This window comes from Thermobifida fusca YX, assembly GCF_000012405.1.
Lineage (GTDB): Bacteria > Actinomycetota > Actinomycetes > Streptosporangiales > Streptosporangiaceae > Thermobifida > Thermobifida fusca.
In genome coordinates, this window is record NC_007333.1 from 3,482,283 (window position 1) to 3,506,935 (window position 24,653).

At 66.8% G+C, this 24,653-nt stretch carries 24 protein-coding genes; 9 read left to right on the forward strand and 15 right to left on the reverse strand.

Going from position 1 to position 24,653, the window contains the following annotated elements; genetic code table 11:
* Positions 1–45 precede the first annotated feature (45 nt).
* A complete protein-coding gene (locus tag TFU_RS14795) occupies positions 46–522 on the reverse strand; it encodes an NUDIX domain-containing protein (protein WP_011293390.1) in 477 nt (158 codons plus the stop codon).
* A gap of 139 nt (positions 523–661) precedes the next feature.
* Positions 662–880 carry a hypothetical protein gene (locus TFU_RS14800; protein ID WP_146088097.1) on the reverse strand — a complete coding sequence of 73 codons (219 nt, stop codon included), beginning with the start codon at positions 878–880 and terminating at the stop codon, positions 662–664.
* Positions 881–1,811: 931 nt separating this feature from the next.
* Here TFU_RS14800 and TFU_RS14805 point away from each other — a divergent pair.
* Together TFU_RS14805 and TFU_RS14810 are read left to right on the forward strand one after the other, a co-directional pair.
* Positions 1,812–3,170 carry a cytochrome P450 gene (locus tag TFU_RS14805; protein ID WP_011293392.1) on the forward strand — a complete coding sequence of 453 codons (1,359 nt, stop codon included), beginning with the start codon at positions 1,812–1,814 and terminating at the stop codon, positions 3,168–3,170.
* Positions 3,134–4,237, forward strand: a complete 1,104-nt coding sequence (locus TFU_RS14810) for a cytochrome P450 family protein (protein ID WP_011293393.1) — start codon at positions 3,134–3,136, stop codon at positions 4,235–4,237. The genes TFU_RS14805 and TFU_RS14810 overlap by 37 nt, the downstream gene beginning before the upstream one ends.
* A 102-nt stretch (positions 4,238–4,339) precedes the next feature.
* Here TFU_RS14810 and TFU_RS14815 read toward each other — a convergent pair whose 3' ends face one another.
* The 5 genes from TFU_RS14815 to mftD form a co-directional block, all read right to left on the reverse strand.
* Positions 4,340–4,675 carry a histone-like nucleoid-structuring protein Lsr2 gene (locus TFU_RS14815; protein ID WP_011293394.1) on the reverse strand — a complete coding sequence of 112 codons (336 nt, stop codon included), beginning with the start codon at positions 4,673–4,675 and terminating at the stop codon, positions 4,340–4,342.
* A 1,090-nt stretch (positions 4,676–5,765) separates the two neighbouring features.
* Positions 5,766–6,848, reverse strand: coding sequence for a glycosyltransferase family 4 protein (locus TFU_RS14820; protein ID WP_011293395.1), 1,083 nt, complete (start codon positions 6,846–6,848; stop codon positions 5,766–5,768).
* A 55-nt stretch (positions 6,849–6,903) separates the two neighbouring features.
* Positions 6,904–9,042 carry an amylo-alpha-1,6-glucosidase gene (locus tag TFU_RS14825; protein ID WP_011293396.1) on the reverse strand — a complete coding sequence of 713 codons (2,139 nt, stop codon included), beginning with the start codon at positions 9,040–9,042 and terminating at the stop codon, positions 6,904–6,906.
* 29 nt (positions 9,043–9,071) lie between these two features.
* Entirely contained in the window at positions 9,072–9,272 is a 201-nt protein-coding gene (locus TFU_RS16125; protein ID WP_146088098.1) for a hypothetical protein, read from the reverse strand.
* 42 nt (positions 9,273–9,314) lie between these two features.
* Positions 9,315–10,523 carry a pre-mycofactocin synthase MftD gene (gene mftD / locus TFU_RS14830; RefSeq protein WP_011293397.1) on the reverse strand — a complete coding sequence of 403 codons (1,209 nt, stop codon included), beginning with the start codon at positions 10,521–10,523 and terminating at the stop codon, positions 9,315–9,317.
* Between the two features lie 185 nt (positions 10,524–10,708).
* Here mftD and TFU_RS14835 point away from each other — a divergent pair, with 185 nt between their 5' ends.
* Together TFU_RS14835 and TFU_RS14840 are read left to right on the forward strand one after the other, a co-directional pair.
* Positions 10,709–11,158: an SRPBCC family protein gene (locus tag TFU_RS14835; RefSeq protein ID WP_011293398.1), complete on the forward strand. Its 450-nt coding sequence runs from the start codon at positions 10,709–10,711 to the stop codon at positions 11,156–11,158.
* Positions 11,159–11,320: 162 nt separating this feature from the next.
* Positions 11,321–11,860 (forward strand): DUF7144 family membrane protein, encoded by a 540-nt coding sequence (locus TFU_RS14840; protein WP_011293399.1) that lies wholly within the window; start codon positions 11,321–11,323, stop codon positions 11,858–11,860.
* A 215-nt stretch (positions 11,861–12,075) separates the two neighbouring features.
* Here TFU_RS14840 and TFU_RS14845 read toward each other — a convergent pair whose 3' ends face one another.
* From TFU_RS14845 to TFU_RS14865, 4 genes are all read right to left on the reverse strand, one after another.
* Complete coding sequence (locus TFU_RS14845; protein ID WP_011293400.1) at positions 12,076–12,852, reverse strand: thioesterase family protein; 777 nt, start codon at positions 12,850–12,852, stop codon at positions 12,076–12,078.
* 287 nt (positions 12,853–13,139) lie between these two features.
* Entirely contained in the window at positions 13,140–13,997 is an 858-nt protein-coding gene (locus TFU_RS14855; RefSeq protein WP_011293401.1) for a hypothetical protein, read from the reverse strand.
* Between the two features lie 413 nt (positions 13,998–14,410).
* A complete protein-coding gene (locus tag TFU_RS14860) occupies positions 14,411–15,448 on the reverse strand; it encodes a DUF916 domain-containing protein (RefSeq protein WP_234351640.1) in 1,038 nt (345 codons plus the stop codon).
* Entirely contained in the window at positions 15,441–15,977 is a 537-nt protein-coding gene (locus TFU_RS14865; RefSeq protein ID WP_011293403.1) for a hypothetical protein, read from the reverse strand. The genes TFU_RS14860 and TFU_RS14865 overlap by 8 nt, the downstream gene beginning before the upstream one ends.
* 674 nt (positions 15,978–16,651) lie before the next feature.
* Here TFU_RS14865 and TFU_RS14870 point away from each other — a divergent pair.
* The 4 genes from TFU_RS14870 (at position 16,652) to TFU_RS14885 (ending at position 20,492) form a co-directional block, all read left to right on the forward strand.
* Positions 16,652–17,311 (forward strand): TetR/AcrR family transcriptional regulator, encoded by a 660-nt coding sequence (locus tag TFU_RS14870; RefSeq protein ID WP_011293404.1) that lies wholly within the window; start codon positions 16,652–16,654, stop codon positions 17,309–17,311.
* Complete coding sequence (locus TFU_RS14875; RefSeq protein ID WP_011293405.1) at positions 17,308–18,852, forward strand: MDR family MFS transporter; 1,545 nt, start codon at positions 17,308–17,310, stop codon at positions 18,850–18,852. The genes TFU_RS14870 and TFU_RS14875 overlap by 4 nt, the downstream gene beginning before the upstream one ends.
* Positions 18,853–19,015: 163 nt before the next feature.
* Entirely contained in the window at positions 19,016–19,243 is a 228-nt protein-coding gene (locus TFU_RS14880; protein ID WP_016189404.1) for a hypothetical protein, read from the forward strand.
* Positions 19,244–19,391: 148 nt separating this feature from the next.
* The gene (locus TFU_RS14885) at positions 19,392–20,492 is read left to right on the forward strand and encodes a cellulose binding domain-containing protein (RefSeq protein ID WP_011293407.1); all 1,101 of its coding nucleotides are present in this window, start codon (positions 19,392–19,394) and stop codon (positions 20,490–20,492) included.
* Between the two features lie 103 nt (positions 20,493–20,595).
* Here the strand turns inward: TFU_RS14885 and TFU_RS14890 are convergent, their stop codons facing one another.
* The 3 genes from TFU_RS14890 to TFU_RS14900 are packed head-to-tail and all read right to left on the reverse strand — an operon-like array spanning position 20,596 to position 22,261.
* Positions 20,596–21,207: a DUF3618 domain-containing protein gene (locus tag TFU_RS14890; RefSeq protein ID WP_370492218.1), complete on the reverse strand. Its 612-nt coding sequence runs from the start codon at positions 21,205–21,207 to the stop codon at positions 20,596–20,598.
* Positions 21,183–21,623 (reverse strand): phage holin family protein, encoded by a 441-nt coding sequence (locus tag TFU_RS14895; RefSeq protein ID WP_011293409.1) that lies wholly within the window; start codon positions 21,621–21,623, stop codon positions 21,183–21,185. The genes TFU_RS14890 and TFU_RS14895 overlap by 25 nt, the downstream gene beginning before the upstream one ends.
* A 41-nt stretch (positions 21,624–21,664) precedes the next feature.
* Positions 21,665–22,261 (reverse strand): hypothetical protein, encoded by a 597-nt coding sequence (locus TFU_RS14900; protein ID WP_011293410.1) that lies wholly within the window; start codon positions 22,259–22,261, stop codon positions 21,665–21,667.
* Positions 22,262–22,415: 154 nt separating this feature from the next.
* Between TFU_RS14900 and TFU_RS14905 the strand changes: the two genes are divergently transcribed.
* Positions 22,416–23,627 (forward strand): MFS transporter, encoded by a 1,212-nt coding sequence (locus tag TFU_RS14905; protein WP_016189407.1) that lies wholly within the window; start codon positions 22,416–22,418, stop codon positions 23,625–23,627.
* A 7-nt stretch (positions 23,628–23,634) separates the two neighbouring features.
* On the opposite strand, the gene TFU_RS14910 is transcribed toward TFU_RS14905, so the two are convergent.
* On the reverse strand, positions 23,635–24,633 hold the full coding sequence (locus TFU_RS14910; RefSeq protein WP_011293412.1) for a glutathione S-transferase family protein: 999 nt from the start codon (positions 24,631–24,633) through the stop codon (positions 23,635–23,637).
* Positions 24,634–24,653 lie beyond the last annotated feature (20 nt).

Consider the following 24,653-nt stretch of genomic DNA (forward strand, 5'->3'; position numbering starts at 1 on the left):
GGCCGGTTCAGGGCCGCAGGATCAGCGGTGGGCTGGCCCGCCTCCTCACCCGAGGTAGGGGGTGGTGCGGTCTTCGAGGGCGTGGGTGATCCGCAGCCGCATGGATGGGTGGATCCGGTAGTGGTCGATCTGGTCCGGTGCCACCCAGCGCACGTGGGTGGATTCGCTGCTGGGGGTGGGGGCGCCCGCAACAGCCCGGGCGGCCAGCACGATAGAGAACTCTTGGCGGACCTCATTGTTGCTGGTGTAGTGGATGACGTGGCCCGGGTCGGTGTAGATCCCGACCAGCCCGGTGATTGCGCAGCGGATCCCGGTTTCTTCCAGGGTTTCGCGGACCCCGGCTTCGGTGAGGCGTTCCCCTACGTCTACGGCTCCGCCGGGAAGCGCCCAGTTGCCGTTGTCGCTGCGGCAGATCAGCAGCAGCCGTCCCGTGTCGTCCCGGACAGCGATGTTGACGGACGGCACGATGCTGTTGGCTTTCGGCGCATTCGGATCGTTGAGGTAGTCGATGCGGCGGGCCATAGGGTCTCCCTGTTCAGGGTGGCGGCAGGGTCCGGGCGCTGACGATTCCCCGGGGCTGGTCCCCGTACGGCGGGGTGATCGTTGCGCCCTGGTATCGCCTGTCGATATCTGCCGGGGATGGTCTCCCGGGCAGAACGGTTCAGGTTCGGTCGGCGAGGCTAGCCGGGTGTTCGAAGAATTCCGCTCCGCAGGCGGTGCACTGCCATTCTGTCGCTCTCTTGAAGCAGCCGCCCAGGATGATCTCGCCGGCGTCGACGGCCTGCTTGATCTCGTCGGTGGCGGGCACTCTCCCGTACACCACCCGTGCGATCTGTCCCTGCCCGCATTCGGGGCACACTGCGTGCTTCTGGTGTTTCATCAGGCCTTTCTCCTGGGGGTGCTGTGCCGCCGGGAGGTGTGTGGCGGTGGAGCTCTGCGCGACTGTTCGGCCGAGCAGCATCCTGGCGGTGGTATCGCGGTGTTTCAAGGGAGTTTCTGCCCGGGGAACCGGTTCACAGACCTTTCTGTCGTGGTGCAGGGCTCTGCGTTGTTCGCGGCCCGCCACGGGTCGGAAAAAGGGCCGTGTTCTCGAAGGGGTTTCCGCGGTCCGCATCACGTCGGGGAATAGGGAGTACGGACGGACTGGTCGACTGCCTCGGGGATCGCGGTTCGGCAGCGGACGCTTTCCCGCTGGTCGGCATTGACGCAGAAAACGGAGAGGCGGGAGGCACCGGAAAGCTGACGGAGCGGGCGGCAAGAGCTCCGCCGCGACATTCCCGTGGGATAAGCGGCGGGAATAGCCCTGTACACCGCTCTACGGTCCTTTTCTTTCGTCCACTCTCGCCGGACGGCGATCTGCTGCCCGACCTCGGGGATCGCTACTCATTCGGCGTTGACCTGCACAAACATGAGGGAACCGCGTCCGCGGCACCCCTTCCACGGCACCGGACACTCCGTTATCTATTTTTCGGACGCATCAATTCGCACTTAGGGGCAAAGCAGACAAACAGCACTCTTCAACCACATTTTCTCCCCGTATCGTGCAACAAAGACAATCACGAAAACGACCCCTATCGAGCATCACGAGAAAACTCCAGCGAAAAACTTCTGATTTCCCCACTTTTCACCATTCCATGGCTTATGATCCATTATTCGAATGACCGGAGCGCAGTAAGGAGTTCTTCACAAAGAGACCATCTCGCACCAATCGGCTTCCGTATCCCTGCCTACCGCGCAACAACGTCCCGCGGTATCCACGAGCACACCGACTTTCCCCATCACCCCTTCTATCCGCGCCGAGAAATAGTGCTATGACCCGCTCTCCCTCCCCACCCATCCGCCTCTACCAGGCTGCCGACCCCACCGCCCTGTGGCCCGCATTGCTCGCCGAATACGGGGAGATCGCGCCGGTCGAGCTCGAGCCGGGCATCAACGGCTGGCTCCTGCTGTCGTGGCGACTCAATCGGGAAGTGATGCGCGACGCCGAAACCTACGCGCGCGACCCCGACCGCTGGGCGGACATGGCCAACGGCCGGATCGGCCCACGCTCCCCGCTCCGCGTCCTCTACGGCAAATACCAGTCCGCCCTGTACTCCGACGGAGCCGACCACAAGCGCTACCGCGCCGCGCTCACCGCTGCTCTGGACTCGCTGAGCCTGCGCCAGGTCACCGGGCACATCACCGCGGCAGCAGACCAGCTCATCGACGCCTTCTGCCTCCACGGCAAAGCTGACCTGGTCACCCAGTACACCCGGCAGCTCACCGTCACCGTGCTCGCCCGTCTCTTCGGCCTGGGACCGGCCGAAACCATGCGCATCTGCCTCGAGATGCAGGCCATGTGGGACGAGGGCCCCAACGCTTTTCCCGCCCTCATGCGCATCGCGGAGATGCTCACCGAGCTGGCCCGGAAGCGGCGCCGCACCCCCGGCAAAGACCTGGCTTCAGTCCTCGTCGCCCAAGGACTCAGCGACGTCGAGGTCCGCGACAATCTGCTGCTGATCATCGCCGCAGCCGACGACCCGGTCACCCACCTCACCGGCAACACCATCCGGATGCTGCTCACCACCCCGGAGAGCCGCGCCGCACTCACCACCTCGCCAGGGCTGATCTCCGAGGCCGTCAACACGGCGCTGTGGACCACCCCGCCGCTGCAAACCCTCGTCGGCCGCTACCCCGTCCGGGACGTGGAACTGGCCGGGGTTCCCATCCGGGCGGGAGAGTGCCTCGTGCTGGGCTTCGCCGCGGCCAGCCTCGACCTGGCGCAGCACAGCGACGCGGACACGATGTCCACGAACCGCGCCCACCTGACCTGGGGGGTGGGCCCGCACAGTTGTCCCCTCCGCGGTCAAGACATGGCTCTGGCGATTGCCGAAACCGCCGTGGAACGGCTGCTCCGCCGGCTCCCTGACGTGGCCTTGGCTGTTCCGCCCGAGCAGTTGCGCTGGCGCCCTTCACTAGCCGTCCGTGGCCTGGAGTCGCTGCCTGTCCGCTTCACCCCTACCCCCGTCAGCAACCCAGGAGGAACTGAATGGGACAGTCCCGCCGACCCCACACCGTCTACCTCGATCCGGCCAAAGGAGTCGACATCCCCGCGCAGCGACGCGAACTCCTCGACAAAGGCCCGGTGGTACGCGTGGCTTTTCCCGGGAACCTGGAAGTCTGGGCTCTGACCCACGACGCCCCGCTCCGCAACGCCCTCGCTGACGAATCGGTCTTCGTCCGCGGCTGGCGGAACTGGCGCGCCCTGATGGCGGGCGAGGTCGACCCCACCCATCCGGTCGCCAACATGCTGCGCGTGGAATCCATGCTGGCCCGCTCCGGAGCGGACCACAAACGCATGCGCGGCCTGGTCCAAGCCGCTTTCACCCGCCGTCGCGTCGAAGCCCTCCGTCCGCGCATCGAGGAGATCACGAACGAGCTCCTCGACCGGATGGCCGAGAGCGACGGGGTGGTCGACCTCAAAGCCGCCTATTCTTTCCCGCTGCCGATCCGTGTCATCAGCGAACTGCTCGGCCTCAACGAGGAAGACCACCTCACGTTGCAGACGCTGGTGACGCGCACCCTCTCCGGCACGGACCCTGAGGCCAACGCCGACGCGTTCACCTTCGTCGCCTCGCTGATCGAGGCTAAACGGAAGAACTTGGACGACGGCCTGATCAGCGCGATGATCGAGGCGCGTGCGGAGGACGGCGACCGGCTGAGTGAAACCGAGCTGATCCACAACACGCTGCTGCTCATCATCGGCGGGTTCGAAACCACCATGGGCATGATCAGCAACTCGGTGCAGCTCCTGCTCACCCACCCCGACCAGCTGCACCTGCTCCGCACCGGTCAGGCGTCGTGGGAGAACGCCATCGAGGAGTGCCTGCGCTTCGAATCAGCGGTGGTCATGCTGCCGTTCCTGTACACCACGCGGGACGTGGAGATCGACGGCATCACGATCCCGGCTGGGGACGCCGTGCTCATCGGCTTCGGCCCGGCCAACCGGGACCCGCAGGCCTATGACGACCCCGACCGTTTCGACATCACCCGCCCCAGGCCCCGCCATTTGGCGTTCGGCCACGGCGCCCACCTCTGTCTCGGGGCGGCGCTTGCCCGCTTGGAGCTCTTGATCGCGCTCCCCGCGTTGTTTGAGCGCTTCCCCGACATCACCCTGGTCGGTGAGGCCCCGCCGACGCCGACCGTGTTCATGAACCATCCGCTGAGCCGACCGGTGCTCTTGCGCCCGAAACCCTGATCTGCACTGCGCACAGCACGAGGGCCGGGAAGCTTTCTGCAGCGGTTCGTCCGCCGCTGCCTCCCGGCCCTCACCGTGTCCTATCCGCGGGTGCGGTGCGGATCAGCCCTGCTGTGTCGCGAAGTATTCGTCTACGATCGCCTGAGGAATGCGGCCTCGGTCGCTGATCTGCTTTCCCGCAGCCTTGGCCCACGCCCGGATTTCGGCGCTGCGGTCCTTGGCCGAGGTGGTGCGCTGCTTTCCCCGGGCGGCGGGGCGCTTCGCGGGTGCCCGGCGGGCCACTTCGACGTACGGGGCGAGGGCCGCGCGGAGCTTTGCCGCGTTGTCGCTGCTGAGATCGATCTCGTAGGTGGAGCCGTCGAGTCCGAACGAGACCGTCTCCTCGGCCTCGCCACCATCGAGGTCGTCAATGAGAAGCACCTGAACCTTCTGTGCCATAGGGACGGTCTCCATCCATGGGTAAGAGAGACTTCGGGTAACCAGACAAGCTATCTGGATAACTCCAACAGAATGTCAGGTCTTTCCTGAAGAAGCGGCACCTCGTATTACGATCTTTATCTTTTCTATAAGATTTCGATAGAATCAGGAGCCGCTTTGGTCTCCGTTTAGAAAACCAGCTTCATTTTACCTAATGAAGCGAGGCAAGAAAACACACTGAGGCATCCGTTCACCGCAGAGCTGCCACCGCTAATCGCGGCGGAACGGCCAGTTTTCCGAGTTGTCCACAAATGCGAATAACGGGGCTTGTCGGCTAGCACTCGTTCCTGCTGGGGACGTCGCCGACCACTGTGCGGTCTCACCCTGACACTCAGAAGACAACGGCTGTCAATAATACATCCTTTCAGCCGGACTCCTTACGGAAAAACAGCTCCTTCCTGCCACTTCTTTCTGCCCGGGTCCCCTCTTCCCTGCCGCCGTCGCCCGCTTCCCAGGGCGGCCCTCCCGGGACAGCACTGCGTGCCGAGAAGGAATGCGCAGTCCTTCATATCTCCAACGGCCTGATCACCGCTATGCCGGACACCGCTTTTAGCTCTTCTGCGGCAGGCTGCGCCCAGAGCCACGCGGAAGCGACCGGCCGCGACGCCCCGCTGCGGGGTGGCTGGCTCTGCCGGCCTCGACCGAAACGCGCCCGTGGTGCCGCGCGAAGAGAACAGGAAACCCATCGCCAACCGTTCCCGCCCGCGCCGCTCAGATAGGAGGAGAAAAGCAGGCCACCACGCTCCGAAGAAGTGTTCCTCCCGCCCTCTCTCCCTTTGACCTGTGCTGATGTCACGCAAGCCTTCGGGTGCCCGCCGGGTTTCTGCGCAGGTATCTCGAAACCCTCCGGGGACATCCGCGGGTTTCCTCCGATGCCGATAGTGCTGCTGTTCTTCTGGCCCGCCGTGGCAAAGAGACAGCGTTTTCCCTGGTAGACCTTGCACTAGCTGCAAGAAAAACGCCCTCTCGATACCGGAGGGCGCGCGGCCGCGCCATTGCCGGGGATCCCGATCAAGAAACACCTTTCCCAACGGCCCCGGGGAATGTGCGGTCAGCGGGCCCCGGAGAACTGCGGCACCGCTCTTAGGTGAAGCACGGAATAGTAGGCCCGTTCATAGTTCCGCGCCATCGTCTCCCCACTGAAGTTGCGCTGCACGTGCTCCCGGCAGGCGTGGGGGTCCAACTGGGCGGCGTGATCCACTGCCGCGGCGAGTTCGGCCTCCCGGGAAACCAGCACGCCGGTGACCCCGCCGCGCACGGTTTCCTGAATCCCTCCGCGGCTGAATCCAACCACCGGGGTGCCGCACGCCATTGCTTCTACGGCCACCATGCCGAACGGTTCTTCCCAGCGGACCGGGAAGAGCAGGCAGCGGGCCCTAGCGAGCAGGGTCAGCTTCTCCTCTTGGGAGACCTCCCCCACGTATTCGGTGGTGGGCCCGAGCAGAGGGCGGATCACTTCGTCGAAGTAGGCCCGCTCGTCGGGCTGGCTGCGTTTGAGCGCGATCACCAGTCGGCGCCCCGCCTCCCGGGCCGCGCGGATCGCGATATCGATCCCTTTCTCCGGGGTGCTGCGGCCCAGCACCAGCGCATAGTCCTCTTTGTCTGCGCGGAACGGAAACCGGTAGGGGTTGATCCCGTTGTGCACGGTCGCGGCCCACGGCAGATCCGGCGCCAACCGCCGTTGGGTATCGGAGACCGCGACAAGCTGCACGCTCTCCCGCACCGCCCGGTAGTACCGGGCGAGGTCCGGGGTGACGATCGAGTGGACGGTCGCCACAGTGGGCGCCGGGCGGACCGCTGCCGTGAGCGCTCCGATCATCGTGTGGTCGTGCACGAGGTCCGGTTGCAGTTCCGCTATGACCTGCTGTGCTTCCGCGGCGTGCGCGATCTCAACGGTGCGGTCGCCGATCCGCTCGCCCTGCGGCTCGTCGTAGGTCGTCCGGAGCTTCGCCCGGGTCCTTTTCCTCCCTACTCCGACAATGGTCACGTCGTGGCCACGGGCGACCAGTTGCTCTGCGAGCTCCCCCATGACCTCTTCGACGCCTCCGTAGGCGACGGGCGGGATCTCGTACCAGGGCGGTGCCAGCAGGGCGAGCCGCAGCCGGGGGCGTTCGAGAGTGGTTGCTTGGTCCATGACCCGATCAACTCCCACACGGATATCGAGCCGGTCGTGGCGGCATCCCTCCCGGTCACTCCACCAAGGACAGGGAGTCCAGCTCACGCGGTTCTGAGACGAGCCGCAGCCCTTCCGGCAGGCCCTCCACTGAGACCTCGTCGCCGGTGACGTCAACGGTCAATTGGCTTCCCGCAATGGGGAGGCGTTCGATCCGCAGCCGGGTGTATCCCGGCGGCAGGCTGGGGGCGAGGCGCAGTTCCCCGCGCGGCACCCACGGGTCGAAGCGGAGCAGGGTCCGCAGCAGGTGGATCGGTGTTGCGGCCGCCCAAGCCTGCGGAGAGCAGGAAGTGGGATAGGGCACGGGTTTGGGATAGTCGGTGCGGTCGAAGCCGCAGAACAGTTCAGGGAGCCGGTATCCGAAGTGTTCGGCTGCTTCGAACAGGGCGGTGGCGACGCGCTGGGCGTGCTCGGTGAAGCCGTAACGCATGAGCCCGGACGCGATGATCGCGTTGTCGTGCGGCCATACCGACCCGTTGTGGTAGCTCACCGGGTCGTAGGCGCCCATATCGGTGGCGAGGGTGCGGATCCCCCACCCGGAGAACATGGTCGGGCTGAGCAGCCGGTCGGCCACGTAAGGCGCTTTGTCCTCGTCGACGATGCCGCTCCACAGGCAGTGGCCCATGTTCGACGTGCACGCGTCGACCGGTTTCTTCTCGTGGTCCAACGCCACGGCGTAGTAGCCGAGCTCCGGCTGCCAGAACCGTTCGTTGAACGCTTTTTTGAGGTCGGCGGCCCGTTCCGTCCAGTACCGGGCACGTTGGTCGTCTCCTGTCTGGTGGGCCAGGTAGGCGCGGGCGAGGTAGGCAGCATAAACGTAGCCCTGCACCTCGCAGAGGGCGATCGGTGCTTCGGCGATCCGCCCGTCAGCGAAGTTGATACCGTCCCACGAGTCTTTCCACCCCTGGTTGACCAGCCCCTGGTCGGTGCGCCGCCGGTATTCCACGAACCCGTCCCCGTCGCGGTCGCCGTAGCGTTCGATCCATTCCAGGGCGCGGTCGGCGTGGGGGAGCAGTTTTTCGATCTCGGCTGGGTCTGCGCCCCACCGGGACAGTTCACCGAGGAGGATGACGAACAGCGGGGTCGCATCGGCGGTGCCGTAGTAGACGGTGCCGTCGCCCAGCCAGAGGCCGCTCTCCTTGCCCAACCGTGATTCGTGCAGGATACGGCCGGGTTCTTCCTCGGTCAGGATGTTCTCTTCAACTCCTTGCCGGTCGGCAAGAGTCTGCAGGGTGCCGAGCGCGAGTGACGGGTCGAGAGGCAGCGCCATGTAGGCGGTGAGCAGCGAGTCCCGTCCGAACAGGGCCATGAACCAGGGGGCTCCCGCGGCGACGATGGACCGCTGCGGGTGCCGGGAGTCGAAGATGCGGAGGGCGCCCACATCCTGCTGGCTGCGACGCAGGACCGCGAGCAGCGCGTCGTTGTCGGTGGAGACGACCGGGGTGTTGCTCTGCCATTCCCGGAGCCGGCGGGCCGGCTCGGACTCGTCCACCGGCTGCTCTTTCGGGAAGCGGGGTCTCAGGTCCTCCCCGTCGACGACGGGACGCACCAGGACGGTGGTCGACCATTGGCCGCGTTCGGGGACGACGGCGCGGAAGGTGATCCGGTCGTGGGCGACCGAGGTGGCGTCGTCTGCCTGGATGATGACGCCGCGCTGCATGCCGCGCCACCAGCGTTCCACGATGATGCGGGTGCCTTCGCTGCGGAAGACGTAGTGGCCGTCGTTCTGGGGTTCGCCTTTCTTCACCTCGAACAGGTCGGCGAAGTCCGCGTCGACGACGAGGGTTACCGTGCAGGCCGCGGGTTCCCGGCCCATGTTGCGCAGGGTGATGTCTTCGCGCATGCCGGTGCCTACCCGCCGTTCCCGTTCGACGAAGATGGTGTTGCTGGTTCTGCCGCCGCGTCGGGCGCGGGCGAGGAACACGGCCTGGTAGGGCTGGTCGTGGACGATGACGGTGAGCGGCTCAAGCGCCTGGTTGTCGACGGAGAACTCCCATTTCGACACGATACGGATGTCGTCGTAGAAGACTCCGTGCGGGTGGTCGGGGAGCATGCTGCCGTCGCCTGCCGAAATGGCGAAGGAGGTCCCCTCGACAATGGTGACCGCGCCGCTTCCTTCCCCGCTCGTACCAGTGCTGATATTCCAGACCTTCATGCGTGCGCCTCTTCCCCTTTTGTGCGGTTTCAGCCGTAGTAGTCGGGGCTATTGCCGAAGGTTTCCACCGAGCGCCCCGCAGCGCGGCCGCGGTTGTCGGCGCGCGGCAGCATGCTCGGCCTAGGGGTGTCACGCGGGATCGCGCGGCGCGGCCGCGGCGGGCATACCGCGGATTCCGCCCGCAGTCGCCCGCCGGTTTCCCGCAGGGGAGCAGACCGGCGGGCAGTCACGGACTGTGCGGTCGCGACGGTGGGGCTGCTGCCGGAGCGGTACTACTTCTTTTTCCGGGCTGCCGGCACTTTCCCATCCGTCATGGGGATGGTGAACCCTTCCGGGATGACCAGGTCGTTCGGGCTCAGTTCGCGGATCGACTTGTGGCCCAGCCCGATGAGGGCCTCGTCGATGCCGGAACGCAGGATCTCCAGCACCTGGCGGACCCCTTCCTCTCCGCCGGCGGCAAGCCCCCACAGCCATACGCGGCCCACAAGCACGGCTTTCGCGCCCATGGCCAGGGCTTTGACGACGTCGCTGCCGCGGCGGATCCCGCCGTCCATCAGCACTTCGACCTGGTCGCCCACGGCTTCGACTACGGCAGGCAGCGCACGCAGGGAGGCGGGGATACCGTCGAGGTTGTTGCCTCCGTGGTTGGAAACGGAGATCGCTGTGGCCCCGCAGTCGACGGCCCGCCGCGCGTCGTCGGGGTAGAAGACGCCTTTGACCATGAACTCGCCGCCCCACAGCTCCCGCAGCCATCGCACGTCGTCCCAGGTGGGCAGCGGGGTCTGCGTCCATTCCACGTACGCCTGTTTGAAGGTTGGGGTGCCTTTGGCCCGGGTCCGCAGGTTGGGGGCTTTGAGGTCGGGGATTCCGCCGAGCAGGAACCGCAGCGCCCATCCCGGCCGGGAAAGCCCCATGGGAAGGAACTCCACCAGGGTGGAGAGGGTCACCCGCTCCGGAATGGTCGGGCTTCCCCAGTCGCGGCGGCTGGCGAACGACCAGTCCAGGGTGAGGATGAGTCCTTTCGCCCCGGCCTGGCGGGCGTGTTCCACGCGTTCCGCGATGTCGTCTCGGGTTCCCACCCAGTACAGCTGGAAGAACGCTTTAGGGTTGGCCGCAGCCACGTCTTCGAACGGCATGCTCGCGAACGAGCTGAGCCCGATCGCGGTGCCCGCTGCTGCGGCGGCCCGTGCCACGGCCACTTCCCCGCCGGGGTCGACGGCCTGGGCTCCCGCTGGGGAGACGATGACGGGGAAGGAGATCTCCTGCCCCATGACGGTGGTGCTCATCTCCCGTTGAGGGGGCAGGTCCGCGGCGATACGCGGGATCAACCCGATCTCGTCGAACGCTTGGATGTTGTCGTGGAGTGTGAGGCCTTTCTCTGTCCCGGCGATGAGTGACGCGTAGACCGCCGTGGGCAGCCGTTTTTTGGCGCGCCGCTGTGCTTCGGCGACAGACTCCAGTGGAGCACTCGTAAACAGCACTGGGACACCCTCCTCGTTGGCTCGGCACGGCAGCCCACCGCCCTCCACATCCAGTCACCGATGGGCTGCCCACGATGTGTGCGTCCTTCTAACCGTGAGTGACTAGGGCAAACGCCGGATAAGCGGTGTCCTGTCGCTGGGCGCGCCTCCGGGATGCCGCCGTTCGGGTGTCGAATACTCGAGGCATGGCGACCCTACGACGCAGTGTTGAGGTGGCTGCTCCGGCCGCGGACGTCTGGACTCTTGTCGGTGACTTTTCCGCGATCCACCGCTGGCATCCGCAGGTCAGCGCGCCGACCCTGCGCGGCGCATCCCCGCACACCCCGGGGGCGGAGCGCGTCTTCGGTGCGGGTACCGAGGAGGAGCTGGTGGAGCGGCTGGTGGAGCGGGACGAGTCGGCGCGTCGTCTCGTGTACACGATGCCGGATCCGCCGTTTCCGATCACCAACCATCGAGCGGTGCTGGAGGTGGTGCCGCGCGACGACCGGCACTGCACGGTGGTGTGGACGGCGATGTTCGACTGTTCTCCGGAGACCGCGCGGGAGCTGGAGTCGGTGATAGGCGACGGCGTGTTCGCGGTAGGGCTCAACGCGCTCGCCGAGCGTTACGGCCGTGGAGCATCCGCATCAGGCTGAGGGAACGCAACACTCCGTCCTTTGCAAAGTCATTGCCTTGCTGCATGAACCTTTGTCCGCTTTCGGGGGAGTTGGCGAAGAGGGGCGGAACGACAGGGGAGGGACAGTCCCCCTCTGTTCGCCTCCGGCCTAGGACAAGCCCGTGACGGGAAAGGGAAGGCAATGAACCGGACACGTTCCCGCGGCTGGATGCTCTTCGCCGCGACCCTGTTGTTCCTGACAGGGGCGATCAACCTCATCCAGGGGGTCGCTGCCCTGTTCATGACCGACAACCTGTTCAGCTTCGGTGGGGAGGCCTTTTTCTTCAACTTGACGCCGTGGGGCATCCTGCTGGGCCTGTGGGGCCTGCTCCTCTTGGGGACGGGGTTCGCCCTCGTCACGCGTAAGGGGTGGGCACGTGCCCTCGGCGTGGTCCTGCTCGCGATCAACATCGTGGCGCAGTTGGCGTTCTTCGCCGCCAACCCGCTGTGGTCGCTGGTCGTCACCGGTGTCAACCTGCTCGCGATCTACGCGTTGACGGCGGGCTGGTCGTCTGCTGCCGCGGTGGAAGAGGAGCAGGAGGCGATCCAGGAGGCCGAGGAGTCCTACCAGTCGGGTTATGAAGCCGGACTCCGGGAGGCCCGGGAGACCCAGGAGGCCTGGAAGGTTTCCTCCTCAGGCGCGCACATCCCGCAGCCGACGCGCGGCGAGCACGCGCGCTGACTGTTCTCCAGCAGAACACCAACCGGAAATCGAGAACCCCACGGCGGTGGTCTCGTCCTCTGGCTCGCCCTTCGTGACAGGCGGGCCGAGGGCAGGGACACCGTCTTCTGCTGTGGTGGCGCCGTCCGGGTGCGGCGGCGGTTGCTGCAGGGCTGTGTCGGGGAAGGGAACGGCCCCGGCGGCAGCGCGGTCGGGGCCGTTCCCCGGTGCGGTGCTCAGCGGGGCCGCACGAGCAGCGGTTGGCTGACTTCCCCGAGGTAGCCGTCGGTGTCGCTCAGGGTGGCGTGGGAGACGCCGAGCCCGTCGGGGGACAGGTGGGAACGGCAGGCCATGTGCACCCATTCGGTGTCGGGGAAGCGGGCCAGGGTGACGGTGATGGACGGCGGGATGAACAGCCAGTGCTCCATCGGCAGGGCCGCGGAGACGCCGTTGGCGGAGTCCGCGACTACGAGGGTGCGGGCCAGTCCGGTGAGTTTTTCTCCCGCGATCAGGGGGATCCGGACCCGGGTCCAGACGTCTGCGGCACTGTCGGCGGTGCCGTAGCCGCCCCGGGTGTACCGCCATTCGATGGCTTCCCCGTAGCCCCACCCGGTGAGGTCGAGGGCCGGATCGGCGTCGGCGAGGGCGGGCGGGTGGAGCTGTTCCCCAGTGGCAGGCGGGGTCGGTCCGGTTTCGATGGCCCAAGCCCGGGCGACGACTGCTGGACGGTCGTCGAAGACCATCCGTGCTTCCAGGAGGGCGATCCGTCGGCCTGGCCGTATCTCGACGGTGTCGACGCGGAAGGGGCGGCGCGGGATGGCACCGAGAAAGTCTGCGGTGATGCGGGCCAAGCGTTTGTCGGGGCCGGCGGCGGTGTCGAGGAGGTGTCCGAGGAGCGCGGTGGGCGGGCCACCGTGCTGGGCTTGGGAGTCCCACGGGCTTTCGGTTGCGCGGGTCGGTTCGTATCGGTTGTCCCCGAGGGGGAGGTAGAAGGCTTCCGCGGGTTCACTCATGGTTTCGTCCTCGATGAGACGGCGCAGTTGAGAGCGGAGGTCACGACAACCGACACTACCGAATCGGATTCGGTTTTGCGGGAGGTGGATCCCGCCTTTAGAACGCCCGCCCCGCCCGCGGAGCGCCAGGGATGCGGTCCGTCTCCCGACGACTACTGCCAGAACCACCGAAAGCCCCGCCACACCATGTGCAGCCTGGGCTTTCAGGGCGAGTAGCGGGCGATCCCGACGGCCAGGGGCCGGGCGTAATCCGCTCCGCTGCCGGCGAAGTCCACAGCCAGTGGGGGTCAGGGAACCCTTGAGCCGAGGTTCTTCTGCGCCACATCCCACTCAGGGTGGGTGCACAAGCCGCAGTGGGGTCCGACGAACTGCTGGCGGGCATTCTGGTCGCCTTTGAGCTGCCACTTCAGCCATTGGACACCGACCCGGCCGTACTCGCCGCCGTTGGGCTGGCCGAAAGTGCCGTAGTGGCCGACGTCCAGGTGGCCCATGAAGGCCGGGAGTCCGGCGGGCAGGCGCCCCCAGTCGTCGACGGCGTTGGCGTAGGCAATGTCGCTGGGGCCGCCGGTGAAGTAGGCGATGGGGGCGTGCAGGTGGGTCAGCAGGTGGTTGTCACGGTCGCTGAGCAGGCCGCTGTTCCACAGGACGGTCGTGGTGATCCGCGGGTCGTCGGCGATCTCGTAGACTTCGAGGCCGCCGCAGGACTGCCCCATGGCCGCGATCTTGGTGGTGTCGAGTTTGCCGCGGTACGGGCTGAGCAGGCGGCTGTTCTCTTCGATCGCCCAGTCGATCGCCTCGGTCAGCATGGCGGCATCGGTCCGGCCGAAGCCGTTCGGGCGGCCGTTCGCGATGACGAGGAAGCCGTGGGAGGCGAACTCGAGGAGGATGTTCTCGAACATCGTGCCGTTGGCTAGGCAGGCGCCGTTCCCCCACACGACGATGGGCAGCTTCTCGTTGCTGGGCAAAGTGGCCGGCCGGAAGATGGTGTGGTTCCGCAGCCGCAGGGTGGTCACGTATTCCGCCGGGTAGGGGCCGGTGCCGGAGGCGGCAACGGCTGTGCTCGAAGTGACGGGTATCAGGAGGGCTGCCGCCAGCAGACCGGCGAGGAGGGTTGCTGCACGGCGCTCCAGGGCGCGCGCTCTCATCTCTCCACTCCAATAACCATTGCGGACTTTTCTGGATTTTCCGATCTGCGGTCAAATATTCGATTGGATTATTGGAGTGTCAACACCGGGCTAAGGAGACTGGTGATTCCACTGATCCCCAATCTGATCAATGGTTCCCAAAGTCAGACATATCAATAGATGGCGTATTTTTCACAGAATTCACCAGCCGGAAGGCCGTGTAGATGCCCGGACCTTCTGGGCAAACATCGAGACAATTCCCTTCTCTATTCCGAAATATGACGGGCCCTCCTGCCCCGTTGGACGGAACTACGGAGCAAGAGGGCCCTACCGTCATCGAAAGAGTGTGTGTCTGGGCGAACACCTCCTTTGTCTGGCTTTGCCGAGGGCACGCCGCACCGGGGAGTGAGCGGTGCGGACACCTGTATCGCCGATCAGTCCCGGGCCGGGACGCTGAGCCGCTTCCGTCGCACTACCAGGGCCAACGCCACGGTAAACACCGCGAACATCAGGGCTGCAGCGACGACGTACCACGTCAGATCGCTCCAGGCACGCAGGAGGGTGAGGCTGACGACGCTTCCCGGTTCTGGGAAGACCACCTCGGCGGCAGCCGTGCGCTCCACCTTGCCGCTTCGGAGGAGGAGTTCCGCGCGCCACGGTCCATCCGGCAGCTCTTCGGTGAGCGGCACGGCGACCTTCCCGGTCTCGCCGGGTTGCAGGGTGACGGCAGTCCCAGTCGGATACGGTCCCGCGCTCAACCCCCCGGGGCCTTCGGTGAGGCGAAGTTCGCCACGCAGGTCCAAAGCCCGACCACCCGTGTTGCGGACCTGAGCGATGATGCTGGGGCGGCCTTCATCGTCGCGTTGTGCGGTGAGATCGGTGATCTCGAAATCTGAGGGAGGCTCCCCGCCTGGCCCGACGCTCAGGTAGATCCGCACTCCCACTCGGTGGGTGTGCCCGACATTGTGCTTCTCGTCGGGCGGGACGCTGCTCTGCGCCCACACCACGGCGTAGCGTTCCCCTTCCGCCGCATCCTCGGGAACCGCGATGGTGACGGTCGCTTCGATGCTCTCGTGGGGGTCGAGGACCGGTTTCTCAGGAGCGACACTGGTCCATTCCGCCAGTTCGTTGGCGGTGCGGCCCGGGGCGAAAGTGAACGCGCCGTTCTTGATCTCCGCGGAGGCGGGGTAGAGCTCGAACTGGCGGCGCTCCCCAGTGTCGTTGCTGACCTTCACCCGCCGTTCGATGGTGGTTCCCGGTTTGACATGGTCGACGATGTAGAGGTGCGCCCTCGGGTCGTCCCTGCGGTTGACCGGGGCTTCCAGCAGCTGAATGCCGATGTTTCCCTGACCGTCCGCGGGGCGGGCCGGCGTGGCCGCCGCGCTGGCGTGGACAGGAACGAGCAGCGCAGCGGCCAGGCCGAGCAGTGCGGCGAGGACGGTCATCACACCGGCTCGCACGGGGCTACGCAACCGAGTGCACCACCGTGCCGGTGTAGGTGCCCGCAACAGCCCCGCTGGGGACTGCGATGGTCAGTGTCGGATTCCAGGACACCGAGTTGGCTCCCGAGCCGGTGGTGTGGCTCATCGCGGTGACAGGGGAGTCCAGGGTCCCCGGGCTTCCAGGAGTGAACTCCCCGGGCGGAGTGGGGTCGATCGCGGCCCCGGGATCGTAGGTGACGTTCGCCGCGGGGATCGTCTCCGGCGTTGTTCCCGTTCCGGTGGTGAACGGCGCGTCCAGGGTGGCAGTAGCGACCCAGCTCGCGTCGAGCGCGGCGCGGCCGTCAGTCACGCTGACCGTGCCCAGGGCACCGGAGGTGGAGCCTCCAGGGGTCGCGTCGGGCAGGGTCGCGGTCGTGGGAGCGGTGATGGCCAGCTCCGCAGCGGTCACCGCAAAGGTCGTCGTCGTGCTCGCCGTGGTGTCTGCGGCTGCCGGAACTGCCGCGGCGGCAACGAGGGCGGTGGTCGCTGCTGCGATGCCAGCCATTCTGGAAATGCGCATCGGTGCTCCTTGCAAGAGATCGGTGGTACCCCAGCGACCTCTTTATATCACTATCCGTAACTGATATTTCACTTACGGAAACCGTGTCGGTGACACTTCTTCTCGCAGCCGCAGAGGAAAACTGACCGACGGAAACACCGCGGGCCAGCAGCATGCGCCCAGCAGCCATTCGCGCCCACCTGTTCCGCGCTTCAGACTTTGAGGCAGTACTCGGCACTTTCCGCGCCCGCCTGGGCGCTGGTCTGCACCGCCCTGAAAAAGCCCTCATCCCGGACTTGTTGCGCAGTTGCCTCCCGGTGATTGAGCGCAAGAGCCACGGACAACGGTCAACGAGACCTGCACCTCAGCGGACCTGCCCGTAGGGGTTTCCCATAGCGGAACAACTGTGACCGGATGTGCTGCGGTGCACTCCACGCGCCGGCATGATCGACTGCTCCCCCACGCCAGCACCCTGGCGTCCCAGGGACGCCTACCGCACTGGAGAGCCGACACCGCCTGGAAGACCCCACGCACCAGCGGATTCCCCTGTGTCCCCCGAGGCTGCGCTGCTGTGCCTGCAGACCAAAGCCGTATCGGGAACATCACACCACTGAGGGTGATTTTTGCAGACATGCATCATTGCTCAGGTGTAAGATTGCATTCATGCAATTTTTTGTGAGTGACAAACTACCCCCATGAGTGAGGCAAAGACGGCACGGTCCAGCGGCGAAACCCTTCGAGCGCGCAAACAGCGGCAGACCAGGGAAGCGATCCACCGGGCAGCCCTCCGCCGCGCCCTGGAATACGGGATCGACAACGTCACCGTCGCGGAGGTCAGCGCCGAAGCCAACGTCTCCCCACGGACGTTCTTCAACTACTTCCCCACCAAGGAAGACGCGATCTTGGGCCTCCGGGACGTCCAGGACAGCGTCGCCGAGGACGCGGCAATGGAGTCCCTCATGGACCGCGAACCCACGGGCGACCTCCTCGCGGACGTGACCAACCTGGTCCGCTCGGTGTTCTCGGCGACGCTCAGCGGAAACACCCGCGACCAGATCCGGGAAGCCGTGATCCGCTACCCGCAGCTCCGGCGCCGCCAGCTTGAACGCTTCTCCCTCGTCGAACAGCGGCTAGGCCGCATCGTGGCCCGGCATTTGGAGTCGGACCCCCGGTTCAGCGACGGCTCCCTCGACATCGAAGACGCGGCCCGCATGATCGTCGCGATCTGCGCTGGCGCCATCCGCTTCGCCATCCACAAGTCCGCGGACCACCACGCCGCATCCCTCGAGGAAACCGAACACCACTTCGACCAGACGGTGGAATTACTGAGAAAGGTGATACAGAAGCTCCAATGACCGTGCCTGCCCGCTCGGACTCCTCCGAGACAAGCCCGGCCCCTATCACCCGGCGCAGCGTCGTCCTGATCTTCCTCGCCTTGATGCTGGCGATGCTGCTGGCCTCGCTCAACCAGACCGTGTTGAGTACCGCCCTGCCCACCATGGTCGGCGAGCTCAACGGTGTCGACCAGATGCTGTGGGTGATGACGGCCTTCATCTTGGCGTCGACCATCATGATGCCGATCTACGGCAAACTCGGCGACCTCATCGGCCGCAAAGGCCTTTTCCTCGCCGCCATCTCCCTCTTCATCGCGGGCTCGGTGATCGGCGGTCTGGCCCCCACCATGGACTGGCTGATCGCGGGCCGGGTCGTGCAAGGGCTCGGCGGCGGCGGTCTGATGATCATGTCCCAGGCCATCATCGCCGACATCGTCCCGGCCCGGCAGCGCGGCAGGTATGCGGGGTTCATCGGAGCGGTATTCGCGGTCTCCTCGGTTGCCGGTCCGCTCCTCGGCGGCTGGTTCACCGAAGGGATCGGCTGGCGTTGGGCGTTCTGGATCAACATTCCCCTCGGCCTGCTCGCCTTGGCCGCCGCAGCTTTTCTCCTGCGCCTGCCCCGGCCGCGTCCGGAACGGCTGCACGTGGATGCGTGGGGCATGGCGTTCCTGGCCGCTGCCACCACCTGCCTGATCCTGACCAGCACGTGGGGCGGCAGTCAGTACACCTGGAACTCCCCGGTGATCATCGGCCTCATCCTCGGCACCGTGGTCTCCTCCGCCCTGTTCATCCTGGCCGAGCACCGCGCCGCTGAACCCATCATCCCGCTCCACCTGTTCCGCGACCGCACCTTTGTCCTCACCACGGTTGCCGGGCTGCTCACCGGCCTCATGATGTTCGGCATCCTCGGCTACGTCCCGACCTATGTGCAGATGGCCACCGGGACCGAGGCCACCGTGGCGGGCCTGCTCATGACCCCCATGATGGGCGGCCTGCTGGTCACCTCGATCGGCACAGGACAGTTCGTCAGCCGCACCGGGCGCTACAAGTGGATCCCCGTGGGCGGGTCCTTGATCGTCACCGCAGGGCTCCTGCTCCTGTCGACCGTCACCCCCACCACGCCGATCTGGGCCATCTGCGGCTACCTTGTCGTCGTCGGCATCGGACTGGGGTCGAGCATGCAACTGCTCGTCCTGATGGTGCAGAACGCGTTCCCGCTCTCCCAGGTGGGGACGGCGACCGCCGCCAACAACTTCTTCCGCCAGATCGGGGCGTCCCTGGGCTCGGCGATCGTGGGCAGCCTCTTCACCGTGCGCCTCATGGACTTCCTGACGGAACGCCTTCCCGGGGGAGCCGCACTCCCCTCCGGGGGCACCACGTCGTCCCTCACCCCCGAGCTGGTGCACAGACTGCCCGATTCTCTCCGCCAGGTCGTCATCGACTCGTACAATGACGCTCTCATCCCCTTGTTCCTGGTGCTCTCCCCGCTGGGTCTCGTCGCGGCCGCCCTGTTGACCCTGGTCAAAGAGAAACCACTGGCCACGACCATCGAACGCGACTAGTCCCCCGCTGTCCGGCGCAGGCTCCCTCTGGTCCCACGGGCAGCGGGCACGTTTGCGTTCGACGCGGGCGGGGCAGCAGACACACAGCCGTTGCGGTGCGCCCGGCACGGCTGGTTGAACAACGGTGCAGTCCCAAACGGACTTTGAGAAGACAGGAGTCCGGATGGCGTCGTCGCAGCGGGCCCTGCGCCACCGGGCGCGTGGGGCCCTGGTCATAGTGGTGCTCGTCCTTTTCGCCGCAGGGCTGGTGGGGAGCGGCAAACCCCACATCGCGGCGAGTCTGCTCCTCGCGTCACTCTGGCTTTTCCTTGCCTTCCGGCACCGGCCCTATCGGCCGCTGCCGTCGCTTTCCCGCAAACCCGTGCTGCACGACGAAGCCGAAGAGCCCTAATTGCCGGGGTGCTCCCTCACGTTCGCTTTGCCCGTTCTTTACACCGCGAGCTACCGGCCATTAGCATTCACAGCGGGTATCGACACCTGCACTCACGGTGCTTTCCAATCCTGGAGGAGGGAGGGGAAGCGACCTTGAGGAGTCTTTCATGTCCCGTACCTGGGCACGTGCGGTCACCGGCGCGTGCAGCGCACTGGTGGTAGCAGCGGCCACGCTCGTCATCGGCGGCGCCCCGGCAGCCTCGGCAGCCGACGGCTGCTCTGCGGAATACACGGTTGCCAGCGACTGGGGAAGCGGTTTCGTCGGCAACGTCACCGTCACCAACACCAGCGGAACGCCCGCCACCGGGTGGACGGTCCAGTGGACCCTGCCGTCCGGTCACACCATCACCAACACGTGGAACGCCGAACTGTCCGTGAACGGCTCCACAGTGACCGCCACCAACGCCTCGTGGAACGGGTCGCTCCCCGTGGGCGGCAGCGCGTCCTTCGGTTTCCAGGGCACGGGGTCGGGCGCCTCCTCCCTCCCCACCGACATCGCGTGCTTCCTCGACGCCCCGGGCGGCGGCACCCCGGGCGGCCCTAACGAGCCCGGTGGCCCCGATGAGCCCGGCGGTCCTGGAACCCCGGGCGAACCGGTGCGGATCATGCCGCTGGGCGACTCGATCACCGGCTCCCCCGGCTGCTGGCGGGCCCTCCTGTGGCGTGACCTGACCGACGCCGGATACACCAACATCGACTTCGTCGGCTCCCGCGCCGGCGACGGCTGCGGCTTCCCCTACGACCACGAAAACGAAGGCCACGGGGGCATGCTGGTCACCAACCTGGCTCGCAGCGGACAACTGTCCACCTGGCTGTCCGCCACCAACCCCGACATCGTGCTCATGCACTTCGGCACCAACGACGTCTGGAGCTCTCTGCCCACCCAGACGATCCTCGACGCCTACAGCACGCTGGTCAGTCAGATGCGGGCCAACAACCCGAACATGACGATCCTCGTGGCCCAGATCATCCCTATGGACTCGGCGCGAAGCTGCGCCACCTGCGCCCAGGGCGTGCAAGCCCTCAACGCTGCGATCCCCGCGTGGGCGGCCAGCGAAAGCACCGCCCAGTCCCCCGTCATCGTCGTGGACCAGTGGACCGGATTCGACACTGACGCCGACACCTACGACGGGGTGCACCCCAACGCTTCCGGGGACGCCAAGATCGCGCAGAACTGGCTGGAGGCGCTGATCCCGCTGCTTGACTAACCGTCTCCGCCAGCCGGGGGTGCGGCCCAGTGCCGCGCCCCTTCTTTTTCCACTCGGGAAACGCCGCCCGCGGGAGTTGCGGCACGTCCGCTCCGCAACCGGTCTACTGGACGTGCTCCCGGGCCCGCTGGGCTTCCCGCTGAGCGGTGTCCCGGGCCGCCTGCCCGCCGTGCGCCGCGGACTCCTTCACCTGCTGGGCGGCCTGCCGCGTGGACTCCTGGGCTTCTTCCCCGACCCGCTGCGCGGACTCCGTCAGCGACTGCTTGACCGGTTCCACTGCGCCGCCTATCCGTTCCTTGATCCGGCGGGCCGCTTCGCGTTCCGTCTGGCTGTCGGAGATCACCGACGCCGCGAGCAGTCCGGCGCCGAACGCGATGAGTCCAGCGGTCAGCGGATACCCCTGGGTGCGTTCCACAGTCCGGCCCGGCATCGACTTCACCGCTTCCGACGCCTGGCCCGCCCCGCTGCGGACGCTCTCTTTAGCTGAGGCAGCGTACTCCTGGGCCCGCTGCCCGGCCTCCTGTGCTTCTGCCTGGTCCGGGGAGGTTCCCATCACCCGCTCCTTGAGAGTGCGGAATGCGCCGCGGAGCTGGTCGATGCGCCGCCGCACCATCCCCCGAGGGCTGGCACGCTGGGCGATCCGGTCCACGTCGTCGCGGAGCTCCGCGCGGGTCACTTCGATGTCGTTCCTTATCTCCTCGGGTGTTTGGCCCACTGCGCGTCCTCCTTCAGCGTCTCAATAGTCCGTTCCGGCTTCGGGGAGACGTCGCGCATCTTGGCGCGGCCCACGAAGGCCAGCGCTCCGGCGGCGATCCCCCACAGCACGGCCACGATCAGCGCCGCCCACCCGGCGTCCATCACATTCGCCAGCGCATACACCAGGGCAAGGCTGGCGAAGCCGAGGAAGAGCAGTGCTGCCACGCCTGCTCCGGCGAGCATCCCCGCGGCCTTTCCTGCTTTGACCCCTTCTTCCCGGAATTCGGCTTTGGCCAGGTTCAGTTCCTGGCGGAACAGGGTCTGCAGGTCGTTCATCACCTCACTGATCAACTCGCCCAGCGAGGCTTCGTCCCGCTGCTGCGGTGCGCTGACACGCGAGCCAGTGCTCTGTTGCGGAATCTGCGGTGAAGCCATGTCACGTCCTCTCTGCGTGCTCGCCTGTGTGCGGGGGAGCCCTACGGCTCCTCGGCAGAGGGTGCGGACTCCTCCTGGCGGGGCGGAGGGGTCCGCACCGGTCCAGGGCCGGAACTCTCGACGGCCGAAGGCTCCGCTGTTTCCTCCTGCGACTCCTTGGTGACCGCCTTGGCCAGCCGCCCCACCGCGAATCCGGCGAGGGCAGCCCCGGCGAGGAAGAGTCCCGGCCGTCGCCGTGCAAACCCCCGGATCTCATCGGCGACTCCGTAGAGGCCGCGCTGGTCCAGGAAGTCAGCGGTGCGGTGTCCCCGCTCGGCGACCTGCCGCACCACATCCCGTACCGGCGAGTCGACCTCGGTCTGGTCTGCCATCGCCGCCAGGTCGTCCGACCATTCACGCACCATCTCCGCGACCCGCTGGGCCTGGGTCCACGTCTCTTCGTCGAGCTGGTCGCGTATCCTCGTGGCTACGTGCCGGGCTTGGGTGCGCGACTCGCCAGCGACTTCACGGGCCTGCTCTTTGACCGTCGCGGCGACTTCTCCCGTGGACTGGCGGGCCTGGTCGGCAACCTCCCCTGCTTTCTCTTTCGCTCCGCTGGACCGTCCACCTGCCTCGGAAGGCGCGGTCTCATAGGCCATTGCCGCCCACCTCTTCGTCTCGGGTCTGTGCGGTTGCTGGTAGTCGCAGCTACCCACAGCTCCCCCGGCCATGCCCGCACCGCCGACGAATCACGGCAGCACCACCGCTCACCCCGGTGCGTCTCCGGTTGCGTCCACCCAGTACCAAGGAGCCATGGCTTTTTTCCTCCTGCGGAAGCGCGAAGGCAGCGATGTCCGGTCCCGTGGTCCGCTCGCTGACCGGGACTTCCTTCTCCTGCTGGCGGCGACCGTCGGTGTGTTCACCAACTACGCGCCCCTGCTGTCCGTGGTCCCGCTGTGGGCCGCGGTGGGCGGCTCGGACCACAGCGGGGTGGGCACCACGACCGCGGTGACCATGGCGACAACCGTCGGCATCCAGGTGTGTATGAGCCGCCTGCTGCGCTGGTGGGGGCCGTACCGGCTCTTCGTCGCCGGGGCGCTGCTGCTCGGCGTGCCGACGTTCGGTTACCCGCTCTCCGCGGACCTGGGGTGGATCTTGGCGGTGTGTGCGGTGCGGGGCCTCGGCTTCGGCATCGTCACCGTGGTGGGAAGCGCGCTCGTCGCCGAGCTCACCACTCCTGACCAGCGCGGCAGGGCTGTGGGGTGGCACGGGGTCGCCGTCGGCATCCCCCAGATCGGGTTTCTTCCGCTAGGAGTGTGGGCGGCGGACACGTTCGGTTTTCCCGCCGTCTTCCTGGTCACAGGGCTGTCTAGTTCCTTGGCTGCTCTCCTCGTCGGCGGGATGACCCGGCGGAGCACGGCCTACGGCAGCCGACCGGAAGCCGACCAGCCGAGTTCCCGCCGCGTTCCGCTCCGCCCGCTCACCGCGCCCTGCCTGGTCATGCTCGTCTCCGCGTGCGCCCTGGGCGGCGCCACCGCGTTCCTGCCGCTGGCAGTGGACACCGTGATCGTCTCGGCCTCCCTGTTCGCGCTCTCTGCCGCGATGACCACGGGACGGTGGTGCGCGGGGGCGTGGAGCGACCGCTACGGCGCGGGACGCCTCCTCGTTCCCGGCGCGATCCTGTGCGCCGCGGGAATGGCGGGCCTCGCGGTCGCGGTCGCCGCGTTCCCGGTCCTGGCTGTCGCCGCCGCGGCGCTCTACGGGTTCGGTTTCGGCACCGTGCAGAACGACGCCATGGTCGTGATGTTCCACCGCGCTGGCCCGCAGAACCACGGCACGGCCAGCGCGGCCTGGAACGTCTCCTTCGACGCGGGCACCGGGGCGGGGTCGGTCTCGGCCGGGCTCATCGCGCAGGCCGTGTCCATTCCCGGCGCCTACGGTGCTGCCGCGTTCCTCATCACCGCCGCGGTCCCCTTCGCGTGGCGTGATGCCGGACGCAGGCGCGGCAGCGCACCCGCCCGTTGACGGACGGTCACCACTGGGCGGGGATGCGTTCCGCTTCTGGGGGAGGTCCCGGCGGGGTGCCGTCCCCGAACGGGCGGCCGCCCAGTTCTTCCCGGCCGTGCGGGGTGAGCCAGCCGGACAGGTCCGGTCCCAACGGCACGATCCCCGACGGGTTGATGTCGCGGTGGACCACGTAGTAGTGCCGTTTGATGTGGTCGAAGTCCACGGTGTCGCCGATGCCCGGTGTCTGGAACAGGTCGCGGGCGTAGGCCCACAGCACCGGCATTTCCGTGAGTTTGTTCCGATTGCACTTGAAGTGGCCGTGGTAGACCGCGTCAAAGCGGACGAGGGTCACGAAAAGCGCGATGTCGGCGACGGTGATGCTGTCGCCGACCAAGTACCGCTGCCGCGACAGGCGCTCTGAGAGAGCGTCGAGCCGGGTGAACAGGGCGGTGAACGCCCGCTCGTAGGTCTGCTGTGTGCGGGCGAAACCGCACACGTAGACGCCGTTGTTCACGTCCCGGAAGATCACTTCGCTGATCTCGTCGATCTCGTCCCGCAGCGGCTCGGGGTACAGGTCGGGTGCGCCTTCACGGTGGAGGCTCCGCCACTCGGTGGCGAAATTCGCGGGGATATGCAGGTAGTCGTTGGTGACGAGTTTTCCGCTCGGAATGTCGACGATCGCGGGAACGCTGATCCCGCCGGTGTACTCGGGGTCGCGGGCGTAGTAGGCCTCGGCGAGGAAGCGGATGCCGAGCACCGGGTCGCGGCCGTCCGGGTCGAGGGTGAACCGCCAGCTGCGTTCGTCCTGGATAGGGTCGGCCACGGCGAGGGAGATCGCGGATTCCAACCCTAGGAGGCGGCGGGCGATCATCGCCCGGTTGGCCCACGGGCAGGCCCGGCTGACGATCAGCCGGTACCGTCCCGCCTCTACCGGCCACCCTTCGGAGCCGTCCGCGGTAATACGGTCGACGAAGTGGCTCGGCGACCGTTTGAACTCGGGTTTGTTTGACGTGTCGGCTCCCATATCCACCCTTTCCGTCTGCG